The organism is Rhodococcus sp. OS5, from assembly GCF_056837585.1.
This window is the reverse complement of the sequence record NZ_CM166368.1, coordinates 1,566,621-1,577,758: the sequence shown is the minus strand read 5'-3', so window position 1 is coordinate 1,577,758 and position 11,138 is coordinate 1,566,621. Positions and strand designations below refer to the sequence as shown.

The following is an 11,138-nucleotide window of genomic DNA, read 5'->3' as shown; positions in this document are numbered from 1 at the left end:
TCCCTAGAGGCTACCGTTTGCTCCGTGCACCCCACACATCCCAGTAACGACATCGACCGGCGCGAGCGCCTGGCAGCAGCACGGCTGTACCTGTGCACCGACGCGCGCCGCGAGAAAGGCGACCTCGCGCAGTTCGCCGAGGCAGCATTGTCCGGCGGAGTCGACATCATCCAATTGCGTGACAAAGGCTCTGCCGGTGAGCGCGAGTTCGGCCCGCTCGAGGCCAAGGACGAACTGGTGGCGCTGGGCATTCTCGCGACCGCAGCGCGACGCCACGGCGCATTGTTGGCCGTCAACGATCGCGCGGATCTCGCGATGGCTTCCGGCGCCGACATCCTCCACCTCGGCCAGAACGACATTCCCGTCCCCTACGCGCGAACCGTTGTCGGTGAAGACGTAGTCATCGGCCGTTCGACGAGCAGTCGCGCGCAGGCGAGTTTGGCCGCCATCGAAGAGGGCGTCGACTACTTCTGTACCGGGCCGGTCTGGGCGACACCGACCAAACCGAATCGAAGTGCGTCCGGTTTGGAACTGGTTCGATCGACCGCCGACGCCGCACCGCCGCGGCCCTGGTTCGCGATCGGCGGCATCGACGAAGAACGTCTGCCAGAGCTGCTCGATGCCGGCGCCAGGCGCATCGTCGTCGTGCGTGCAATCACGCAAGCATCGGATCCCCAGGCGGCCGCGCAACGCCTCGCCGCAGCCGTCGCTGGGCGCTGAAAGCCGGTAACTGGCGTTCGTCAAGTGTTTGCCGGGCGATTTCCGCACAGTTACGGGTCAGCACGCCTGACTCGAATTGTGAACGGAAGTTGTCCGATCAGACAACAAACTCCCAGTTCCTAGGTGCGATTGGATGTCCGAAAAGTCGGATTAAGTGATCTTGCTCACAGTTGCTTCGATTGCGTGTCACATCCCATTCGGTTTGTTGTAGTTTACCTCCAGTTACTAACTGAACCTAGGAGCACTAAATGGGATCCCTCGACACCGGCTCGCTCAGCACCGAATCGCTCGAAGACCTGAACCTCGGCAAGATCAGCGAGCTGCTCAAGCTCGGTATCACCGCGGTCAGCTTCATCACGGCGCTGAACTCGCTCAGCTGAGCCTCGTTTCGGTCGACGACCGAAACACCGAAGGGCCGGACTCCCGCGGAGTCCGGCCCTTCTGCTGTGTATGAACTGTGAAGACTCGAGTGCTACGACTGCGTACTCGACGCCTCGGACAGGTTCTGGTCACTGCCTGACTGCTCACTGCCTTGGTGGGAACTACCCGACAACCATCCGAATCCGCCGTCCTCGAGCACGACGGTGTGCGGATCGCCGTCCACGGCCACAACAGGCTCGGTCCGGAGGTCGGGCCATGAGGAACCGAAGCCCGGATGCAGCGGCAGTGAGTCGACGTCGGCTTCGCGTACCCACCGCAACTCGGTGCTCTCACCATTGGCAACCGTCGACAGTGGATGCGCCGCGTCAGCCACGACGGTGGTGTAAGTCCACCCGCTCTCGGCGCGCATCGTCACTACTTCCCCGCGGACACGGACGGCGTCCTCGGCGATACCTGCTTCTTCGTGTGCTTCCCGGACGGCAGCGTGCGTCGTGCTCTCGTGTGAGTCCCGCGCTCCGCCGGGCAGTGCCCACGTTCCGCCCTGATGGCTCCACGCCGCACGATGCTGCAGCAAGACCATGGGTGATCCGTCCGAATCGGGGGCACGCAGAAGCAGTCCTGCGGCTCCGTGTTTACCCCAATGCCGAGTACCGTCCGATCCGATGGACCAACCGTCACCGTCACCACGCATCGACTACCTCGCTCCGCCTGCTCTCGCCGTTGTCCCACACTAACCGTTTCAATCTGCTCCAGGTGTAGGTGATGCTTATATGCTCGCGAAGATGCCCTGAATCATTTCTCGGCGGCATCATTTCTCGGTAGCCCGCCTACAGCGAAGTGAGGTGCTCGATGGTCGACCGTGTCGTCCCGTCCATCGAACCCCGGTCGCTGCCGCCCTCCGAGGCCACATCAGTGTCGGCGGAGGACGAGCAGGCACTTCTGCGGCGCGAACTGCAGGCCTTCATGTCCTCGACGCCTGGCCGGTTGACCGTCGTCGGACTGATCCTGATCGCGATCACTTTGATCGCCGGACTCCTCGCCACCGCAGCGATCGAGAACCGCCAGGCGAACCTCGACCTCCTCCTCGTCGAAACCGAGCCTCTCGCCAACTCGGCCCAGAATCTCTACAGTGCGTTGTCCTTGGCAGACGCCGCCGCGGCCACCGCCTTCATCTCCGGCGGCCTCGAACCCGCCGAAGTCCGCGACCGATACACGCAGTCGATCGGTGAGGCCTCTGCGGAGATCGTCCAGGCGTCGGCCGGTCTCGACTCGACCGATCTTGCCGGTCACAGCGCGTTGACCACAATCTCGACCGACCTCTCCGTCTACACCGGGCTGGTCGAAACTGCACGGGCGAACAATCGCGTCGGAAACCCGGTCGGGGCAGCATATTTGAGCGAGGCCTCGCAGTTGATGCAGACCTCGCTGCTGCCGATGGCCCAGCAACTGCACGCCTCGCAGGAGACGCTGGTCTCCCAAGTACAGCGCGATTTCGAGACTCCACCGTGGTGGCCGATCGTGGCGTTCGTCTTCGTGCTGTGCGCGCTGGTGGCGACACAGATGTACTTCTCCCGCAAGAGTCGCCGACGCTTCAATCTCGGGTTGATCCTTGCCTCGCTCGCGGTCGCTGCAGCTCTGCTGTGGCTGCTCACGGTCGGACTGGTCTCCGCACTGGCCACCGGGCGCGCGCTCGACGCCGGGGCCGAGCCACTGCACGAACTGACCGAGGCACGAATCATGGCGCAGCAAGCACGCACCGTGGAAACCCTCACGCTGGCGAGGCGGGATTCGACCGCCGAGGACAACGTGACGTTCACCCGCAAGGTCGATGCTCTGCGGGACATCCTCGAGGGCCTGCAAAGCGACGAACGCGCCCGAGTGAACAGCGAAGTGCTGACCGCCGCACTCGACTCGCGCCAGCAGTGGGTGGCTGCGCACACGCGCATGTACGACCGTCTCGGAAACGGCGACTTCACGTCCGCCGCAGCCATCACCATCGGCGCCGGAGAACAGGATTCGGCCGCGGAGTACGGAAAGCTCGATCACGAACTCTGGCAGGGAATCGTGGATTCGCGCACGAATCTTCGGTCCGACGTCTCGTACGCCTCCCGGGTGTTGGCTGCCTCTGCACCGGGCATGTCTGTATTGGCAGTTCTCGGAGTTGCCGGAATCTTCATCGGATTCTGGCCTCGACTGCGGGAGTATCAGTGACGGGAGTACCGGTGATGCGGAGGAAGAGCCCGGCCGTATGTGTCGCGGTTCTGGCAGCGGCCATGCTGATGCTCGCCGGTTGCGGTGCGGATCGAGCCGAAGACTTGGACAACGCAGGCGCCACGTCGTACACGGAACCGCCGCTGCCGGCCGAGGCCACCATCGCTCCCAGCCCGACACCGACGACTACCGCGTCGTGCACCAACCTCACCGCGAGCCTGCGGCCCACCCCCGCAGACGCATCTCCGCAGCCACCCACGCCGAGCCTCGACGCCATCCGCGCCCGCGGGCGGCTGATCGTGGGCCTGGACACCGGTTCCAACCTCATGAGCTTTCGCGATCCGGCCACCGGGCGCCTCGAGGGTTTCGACGTGGACATCGCCCGCGAAATCGCCCGAGATCTGCTCGGTGACCCGGAGAAGATCGAGTACCGAATCCTGACGTCGGACGATCGGATCGCCGCACTCCAGGAATCGATGGTCGACGTGGTCGTCAAGACCATGACCATCACGTGCGAGCGGCGCGAGAAGGTCGACTTCTCGACGCAGTACTTCTCCGCTGAACAACGAATTCAGGTCTTGCAGGGGTCATCCGTCCGCGGCATCGACGACCTCGCAGGCAAGCGGGTCTGCGCTGCCCGGGGAACGACCTCGGCGACTCGAATCCAGCAACTCCAACCCGAAGCCACCGTCGTCACCGTCCCGATGTGGTCCGACTGCCTCGTCGTCCTCCAGCAGGGGCAGGTGGACGCGATCAGCACCGACGACACGATCCTCGCGGGCCTCGCCTCGCAAGACCCGTATCTGATGATGGTCGGTGGCTCACTGGGCGTCGAACCGTACGGAATCGGAGTGAACAAGGACAACCCCGACTTGGTCCGATTCGTCAACGGAACACTGGATCGGATCCGGAGCGACGGGACCTGGAACCGTATCTACGACCGCTGGCTCAGCGTCCTCGGTCCTTCGCCCGGTCCCCCGCCGGCCGTCTACCGGGATTGAGGCTGACATGACCGAAGAAACCGGCCCCGAGCCCGACGCCACGCAGGCTTCCATGCGTCCCGAACCCGAAGCCACCGGCGCCTACGAGCGGCCCGAGCCCGAAGCCACCGGCGCCTACGAGCGTCTCGAGCCGACTTCGGCGCAGATACGGGGTACCACGCCCTCCGCATCCTCCTCCCCGACCGGCCGCTCCACTCGATCCCGCCGCAGCCGGTCGGGGCGAAAGCTGCGTCTCGGCGGCGGCCTGGTCGAGGTTCCCCCCGTCCCGCAGATCGACCCCGCATCTGCGGTGATGAGTGACCCGACCGTCCCCGAGCGGAAACGGTTCTGTTGGAAATGCAACGAACCAGTCGGTCGTAAGAGCGCAAGCACCAAGGCAACTCAGCACGGCACCTGCCCCAAGTGCGGTTCCACTTTCGACTTCCGTCCACTCCTCGAAGAGGGCGAATTGGTGTCCGGTCAATACGAGGTTCAAGGGCCCATCGCGCACGGCGGCCTGGGATGGATCTACCTCGCGATCGATCGCAATGTCAGCGACAGGTGGGTAGTTCTCAAGGGGCTCTTGCATTTCGGTGATTCCGAAGCGCAAGCCGTTGCGGTGGCCGAGCGTCAGTTCCTCGCCGAGGTCGCCAACCCCAGCATCGTCAAGATCTTCAACTTCGTCGAGCATCCGCGCCCGGACGGCACACCCATGGGGTACATCGTCATGGAGTACGTGGGTGGGCGATCATTGCGAGAGGTGCTGGCCGAATTCCCGGACGGCAAGCACATGCCGATCGAGCAGGCAATCGGCTACGTACTGGAAATCCTTCCGGCGCTGAGCTATCTGCATTCCACCGGCCTGGCCTACAACGACCTCAAACCCGAGAACGTGATGGTCACCGAGGATCAGTTGAAGCTGATCGATCTCGGCGCCGTGTCCGGAATCGAAGACTACGGATACCTGTACGGTACCGCCGGCTATCAAGCACCCGAGATCATCGAGACCGGCCCGACCATCGCCTCCGACATCTTTACCGTCGGAAGAACACTCGCGGTTCTCACCCTCGACATGCCTTCGAAGCACGGACGGTACCTCGACGGCCTTCCCGAACCCGAGGACGAGCCACTACTGCGCGACCACGAGTTCTTCCACCGTCTACTGCTACGCGCCACCGACCCGGATCCGAAGAAGCGATTCCAGTCCGCCGAGGAAATCGCGGGACAACTCACCGGCGTTCTGCGAGAAATCCTCGCCGAGCAAACCGGGCAGGAGAATCCCGGACTCTCGCTCGTGTTCAGCAGGCAGCGAACGTCTTTCGGCACCGATGAATTGGTCGGGCAAACCGATGTGTACGTGGACGGTGTCAGCCACGACGCCGCTCTCGATCCGCGCGAAGTTGCGCACGCACTTCCCATTCCGTTGGTCGACCCCACCGATCCCAGCGCGCCGTTGCTGGCGGCAGCGGTGCACAGCGAACCGTCGCAGACCCTCGATGCGTTGAAACACGCCCGCGAGAACGGAATCGACCGAACATCGGGCACACCGGCGGCCGCCGTCTCGGGCGAAGTTCGACTGGCCGAGGCCAAAGCTCATCTCGATCTCGGTGATCCGGAAACCGCACTGACAGTTCTGGGCGAACTCCAGCAGAACATCGGGGACCACTGGAAGATCGAGTGGTATCGAGGACTTGCGGCGTTACAACTGGACCGATTCGAGCCCGCTTTCAGTCACTTCGAGACAGTTCTCACCGCACTGCCCGGCGAGGCTGCACCAAAGCTGGCGTTGGCAGCGACGGCAGAACTGATTCTCCAGCACTGGGAGAGCGACGACCCGGACCAATGGTGCCGCTTCTCCGAGAAGTACTACCGCACCGTCTGGCGGACCGAACGAAACTACGTGAGCGCAGCATTCGGGCTCGCCCGACAACTCGCCGATCACGGCAACAAGAAGGCAGCCATCGCCGCCCTCGACGAAGTACCCACGTCTTCCCGGCACTACAACGTCGCACGGATGTCCAGCGCTCTGACGATGCTGTCCGGCGTTCCGATCGCCGAACTCGACGAATCGACTCTGCGGGAAGCCGCCCGTCGTGTTCGGGCGCTACCTGCTGAAGAGAGCCGAAGCCTGCAGATGCGAACCCTGGTGTTGGGCACGGCACTCGATTGGATTCGCTACGGCAATCGCTCGCACACCGAACTCGAACCCATCCTCGACCTGCCCTTCACCGAGCAAGGTCTGCGCACCGGAGCCGAAGCCTGCCTTCGCGCCCTCGCTCGCGCCACGACCTCCCGCACGCACCGCTACGCCCTCGTGGACCGGGCGAATGCGGTGCGTCCGCGCAGCAATTTCTGACGGACGCCCCGAGGTTTACAGTGCTGCAGAAACCTATAGTGCGGCCACCAAAGCCTTCGCCGCGCGGGCGATCGCCAACTCCTCGTTGGTGGGGACCACCAGCACCTCGACGGCCGACGAGGATGCGGAGATACGACGCTCGTCGCGACTCTTCGCCTCGTTGAGAGCCGGATCGACCTCGATACCGAGACGGGAAAGCCCGGCCAGGCTGTCGCGTCGTACGTCGACGTTGTTCTCCCCGACGCCGCCGGTGAAGGTGATGACGTCGACGCCACCGAGTTGAACGATGAAGGCGCCGATGTACTTACGGAGCATGTGCACGTAAACGTCGTACGCAAGTTGTGCGTCTTGGTCGCCGCCCTCGATCAGTGCGAGCAGGGCACGGAAATCGTTGACTCCCGACAGTCCCTTCAAACCGGAGCGCCGGTTGAGGAGGTCGTCGATCTCGTCGACCTTCATTCCCGAGTTGCGGTTGAGGTGCAAGATGATGCCTGGGTCGATGTCGCCGCTGCGGGTGCCCATGACAAGACCCTCGAGCGGGGTGAGGCCCATCGTGGTGTCGATGGCCTTGCCGCCCTTGATTGCCGAGGCCGAAGCGCCGTTTCCGAGGTGCAGGACTATCTGATTCAGCTCGGCCGGATCCTTGCCGAGGAACTCCGCGACCCGTCCAGACACGTATTCGTGTGAGGTCCCGTGGAAGCCGTACCGGCGAATCTGGTTGGCCTTGGCCACATCCCGATCGATCGCATAGGTGGACGCCGCCGCGGGCAGTGTGTGAAAGAAGGCGGTGTCGAACACTGCGACGTGCGGAACGTCTGGCAGTTCTTCGCGCGCCACCTCGATACCGATCACGTTGGCTGGATTGTGCAGCGGCGCAAGGTTCGACAAATCCGCGATGGCTTTCACGACGCCGTCGTCGATGAGAGTCGGCGAATGGAAGATGTCACCACCGTGCACGACTCGGTGACCGACTGCGATGATTCCGGCCTCACTCAGCGGCCGCCCGACCTCGGCGACGATGTCGAGCACCATCTTCAGACCTGCGCGGTGATCGGCGATCGGAAGGCTCCGGTCTTCGACTCCGGTGCGGTGGTTGTAGACGATGTGGCCGTCGGGCTCACCGATGCGCTCGATGAGACCGTGCGCCACCGATTCCGCCGTATCCGGATGCACGAGTTGAAATTTGATGGATGACGAGCCGGAATTGATGACCAGTACGGTGCCGTCGCTCACGCTTGCGCTCCCTGTGCCTGTATTGCCGTGATAGCCACGGTGTTGACGATGTCCTGGACCAACGCTCCACGCGAGAGGTCGTTGACCGGCTTGTTCAGTCCCTGCAGAACCGGCCCGACGGCGATAGCACCGGCGCTACGCTGCACTGCCTTGTACGTGTTGTTGCCGGTGTTCAGGTCCGGGAACACGAACACCGTTGCTTTGCCCGCCACCAGCGAATCCGGCATCTTCTTGTCGGCGACACTCTGCTCGACGGCGGCGTCGTACTGAATGGGCCCTTCCACCAACAGATCCGGTCGACGCTCGCGCACCAAAGCGGTCGCGGTGCGAACCTTGTCGACGTCGGCTCCGCTGCCCGAATCCCCGGTGGAGTACGAGAGCATCGCGATGCGCGGATCGATCCCGAACTGCGACGCCGTCTGTGCGGACGAGATCGCGATGTCCGCCAACTGCTCCGACGTCGGGTCCGGAACCACTGCGCAGTCACCGTAGGAGAGAACGCGGTCGGCCAGGCACATCAGGAAGATGCTCGAGACCGTCGAGACACCGGGGGCAGTCTTGATGATCTCGAACGAGGGTCGAATCGTGTGAGCGGTGGTGTGTGCAGCGCCGGACACCATGCCGTCGGCAATTCCCAAGTGCACCATCATCGTTCCGAAGTACGAGATGTCGGCGATCACCTCGCGGGCCCGCTCGATGGTCATGCCCTTGTGAGCACGCAGCGCGGTGTATTCCTGTGCGAAGCGCTCGGTGTACTCGGACTGCGCGGGTGCGAGTACCTGCGCGCCACTGATGTCGACGCCGAGTTCCGCTGCGCGTCGACGCACACTGGGTTCGTCACCGAGGATCGTCAGGTCGGCAACCTGGCGCTGCAGCAACCGGCCGGCCGCGCGCAGGATCCGGTCGTCGTCACCCTCAGGCAGGACGATGTGCTTGCGATCGCGTCGAGCGCGGTCGATCAGCTTGTACTCGAACATCTGTGGGGTCACGACGGACGGGATCGGCAGTGCCAGTCGGTCCATCAGGACGTCGGCGTCGACGCGCTGTTCCATCAAGCTCAACGCGGTGTCCACCTTGCGCTGCGAACCGACTGCCACGCGTCCGCGGGTTTGGGCTGCGGCGCTTGCGGTGTCGAAGGTACCGAGGGTTGTCGTCAGGATCGGAAGACGCTGTTTGAGGCCGGCCATCAACGCTGCGATGGCTGGGTGCGGTGTGATTCCGCCGTTCATGATGATGCCCGCGAGCGACGGAAATCCTTCCGCCTCATGTGCATTGAGCAATGCGAGCAGTACGTCCGAGCGATCGCCCGGTGCGATGACGACCATGCCCTCGACCAGACGCTCGAGGATGTGCTCCGCGGTCATGCCGCCCACCATCACCTTCAGCGCTTCGCGGTGCAGCAGTTCCGGGTCACCCGAATACAACTCGCCGCCGGTGGCCTCCATCAACTCGGCCATCGTGGGCGAGACGAGCAACGGAATCTCCGGCAGGCTCCACGTCGGAACACCGATGTCGGACAGCGCTGCGGTGACCTCGTCGAGCTTGTCGGGATCGCAACGATTGGCGACGACCGCGAGCAGATGAGCGTGGTTGGCGGCCAACTCGGCGGCGCATAGATGCGCGAGCTGGGCGACCTCCTCGACACTGCGCCGAGCGCCTCGAACCGCCAGCAGAACCGGCGCGCCGAGGTTCACGGCGATGCGGGCGTTGAAGCTCAGCTCGCTCGGGCTTGCTACGTCGGTGTAGTCACTTCCGATGATGACGACGGCGTCGCACTGCTCGGCCACGGTGTGGTACTTCGCGACGATGTCGGCCAGCGCGGCTTCAGGATCGGCGTGAACCTGCTCGTAGGTGACGCCGAGTGCGTCGGCGTAGGAGAGATCGGCGGTGGTGTGCTCGAGCAGCAGTTCGAGGATGTAGTCGGTTTCCTCGGTAGAGCGGGCGATCGGGCGGAAGACACCGACCCGGGCGACGGTCGCGCACAGCATCTGCAGCACGCCAAGCGCGATGGTGGATTTTCCGGTGTCACCTTCAGGAGAGGCAACGTAGACACTCGACACGGCAGCGGGCGCTTCTGGCATGCCCAACAGCCTAGTGTGGGCCGCCGCCCACCTTGCCACTGATCGTGGTCACGCTCACGCTCGTGCCGACAACCGGCGGCTACGAGAAAGACGAACGGTGCCTGCCACACGTCGAGTGGCAGACACCGTTCAGTTGATCTCGAGGATCAGCCCAGAGCACGCAAGCGAGGCGCGAGGTCACGCTCGAACAGTTCGAGGAACCGGCGCTGATCATGGCCCGGTGCGTGGAACACCAGGTGATTGAGACCGGCATCGACGTAGGCCTTGACCTGCTCGACGGCGTCGTCCGGATCGGAAGCGACGATCCAGCGCTTGGCCACCTGCTCGATGGGCAGAGCGTCGGCAGCGGCTTCCATTTCGATCGGATCCTCGATGCTGTGCTTCTGCTCCGGCGTCAGGGACAGCGGAGCCCAGAAGCGGGTGTTCTCGAGTGCAGCCTCCGGATCGGTGTCGTAGCTGATCTTGATCTCGATCATCTTGTCGATGTCGGCGACGTCGCGCTCGGCCTTGGCTGCGCCCTCGGCAACGGCTGGAAGCAGCTTCTCGGTGTAGAGCTCCATGCCCTTTCCGGAGGTGCAGATGAAGCCGTCACCGGCACGTCCCGCGTACCGGGCGACAACGGGTCCGCCGGCCGCGATGTACACGGGAATCCCACCCTCGGGAACGTCGTAGATCGACGCGCCACGAGTGGTGAAGTACTCGCCTTCGAAGTCGACACGATCGCCCAGCCACAGCTCACGCATCAACCGCACGGACTCACGCAGCCGCGCGAAGCGTTCCTTGAACTCGGGCCACTCGCCCTGGAAGCCGGTGGCGATCTCGTTGAGAGCCTCACCGCTGCCGACGCCGAGCATGATGCGTCCCGGGTAGAGACATCCCATCGTCGCGAACGCCTGAGCGATGACTGCCGGGTTGTAGCGGAACGTCGGCGTCATCACGGACGTGCCGATCTGCACGCGCTCGGTGCGCTCACCGACGGCGGTCATCCAGGCGAGCGAGAACGGTGCGTGGCCACCGTTGTGACGCCACGGCTGGAAATGATCGCTCACCGCAACGGAATCCATGCCGTGCTGCTCTGCCAGAACTGCCAGCTCTACCAGTTCGCGAGGGCCGAATTGCTCAGCCGATGCCTTGTATCCGAGCTTGAGTTCCTGCGCCACCGTGCACTCCCTTGTC

9 protein-coding genes are annotated in these 11,138 nt (G+C 63.9%); 5 read left to right on the top strand and 4 right to left on the bottom strand.

All coding sequences use genetic code 11. The features are described from left to right. Window positions 1-24: 24 nt before the first annotated feature. Together thiE and ACVZUB_RS07385 are read left to right on the top strand one after the other, a co-directional pair. Window positions 25-720 (top strand): thiamine phosphate synthase, encoded by a 696-nt coding sequence (thiE, locus tag ACVZUB_RS07390; protein ID WP_058038517.1) that lies wholly within the window; start codon window positions 25-27, stop codon window positions 718-720. Window positions 721-968: 248 nt separating this feature from the next. Continuing rightward, window positions 969-1,100 (top strand): hypothetical protein, encoded by a 132-nt coding sequence (locus tag ACVZUB_RS07385; RefSeq protein WP_003944354.1) that lies wholly within the window; start codon window positions 969-971, stop codon window positions 1,098-1,100. Between the two features lie 92 nt (window positions 1,101-1,192). On the opposite strand, the gene ACVZUB_RS07380 is transcribed toward ACVZUB_RS07385, so the two are convergent. Next, window positions 1,193-1,792 carry an NUDIX hydrolase gene (locus tag ACVZUB_RS07380; protein WP_042925897.1) on the bottom strand — a complete coding sequence of 200 codons (600 nt, stop codon included), beginning with the start codon at window positions 1,790-1,792 and terminating at the stop codon, window positions 1,193-1,195. Between the two features lie 158 nt (window positions 1,793-1,950). Here ACVZUB_RS07380 and ACVZUB_RS07375 point away from each other — a divergent pair, with 158 nt between their 5' ends. From ACVZUB_RS07375 to ACVZUB_RS07365, 3 genes are read left to right on the top strand one after another with little or no spacing between them, the layout of a single operon-like run. Further along, window positions 1,951-3,312: a hypothetical protein gene (locus tag ACVZUB_RS07375; RefSeq protein ID WP_042452116.1), complete on the top strand. Its 1,362-nt coding sequence runs from the start codon at window positions 1,951-1,953 to the stop codon at window positions 3,310-3,312. 14 nt (window positions 3,313-3,326) lie between these two features. Beyond that, window positions 3,327-4,313, top strand: coding sequence for a glutamate ABC transporter substrate-binding protein (locus ACVZUB_RS07370; RefSeq protein WP_042925914.1), 987 nt, complete (start codon window positions 3,327-3,329; stop codon window positions 4,311-4,313). A gap of 7 nt (window positions 4,314-4,320) precedes the next feature. Further along, complete coding sequence (locus ACVZUB_RS07365) at window positions 4,321-6,648, top strand: serine/threonine-protein kinase (RefSeq protein ID WP_058228018.1); 2,328 nt, start codon at window positions 4,321-4,323, stop codon at window positions 6,646-6,648. 33 nt (window positions 6,649-6,681) lie between these two features. Here the strand turns inward: ACVZUB_RS07365 and ACVZUB_RS07360 are convergent, their stop codons facing one another. From ACVZUB_RS07360 to fgd, 3 genes are all read right to left on the bottom strand, one after another. Beyond that, window positions 6,682-7,881, bottom strand: a complete 1,200-nt coding sequence (locus ACVZUB_RS07360) for an acetate kinase (protein ID WP_209448441.1) — start codon at window positions 7,879-7,881, stop codon at window positions 6,682-6,684. Beyond that, the gene (gene pta, locus ACVZUB_RS07355) at window positions 7,878-9,962 is read right to left on the bottom strand and encodes a phosphate acetyltransferase (RefSeq protein WP_042452123.1); all 2,085 of its coding nucleotides are present in this window, start codon (window positions 9,960-9,962) and stop codon (window positions 7,878-7,880) included. Before pta ends, ACVZUB_RS07360 begins: the two co-directional genes overlap by 4 nt. A gap of 146 nt (window positions 9,963-10,108) precedes the next feature. Beyond that, entirely contained in the window at window positions 10,109-11,122 is a 1,014-nt protein-coding gene (gene fgd, locus ACVZUB_RS07350; RefSeq protein WP_003944371.1) for a glucose-6-phosphate dehydrogenase (coenzyme-F420), read from the bottom strand. Window positions 11,123-11,138: the final 16 nt, after the last annotated feature.

Bases quoted from the DNA above. Each gene is read 5' to 3' on its own strand.
- ACVZUB_RS07385 (WP_003944354.1), top strand. From the start codon at position 969: ATGGGATCCCTCGACACCGGCTCGCTCAGCACCGAATCGCTCGAAGAC.
- ACVZUB_RS07380 (WP_042925897.1), bottom strand. From the start codon at position 1,792: ATGCGTGGTGACGGTGACGGTTGGTCCATCGGATCGGACGGTACTCGG.
- ACVZUB_RS07375 (WP_042452116.1), top strand. From the start codon at position 1,951: ATGGTCGACCGTGTCGTCCCGTCCATCGAACCCCGGTCGCTGCCGCCC.
- ACVZUB_RS07370 (WP_042925914.1), top strand. From the start codon at position 3,327: ATGCGGAGGAAGAGCCCGGCCGTATGTGTCGCGGTTCTGGCAGCGGCC.
- ACVZUB_RS07365 (WP_058228018.1), top strand. From the start codon at position 4,321: ATGACCGAAGAAACCGGCCCCGAGCCCGACGCCACGCAGGCTTCCATG.
- pta (WP_042452123.1), bottom strand. From the start codon at position 9,962: ATGCCAGAAGCGCCCGCTGCCGTGTCGAGTGTCTACGTTGCCTCTCCT.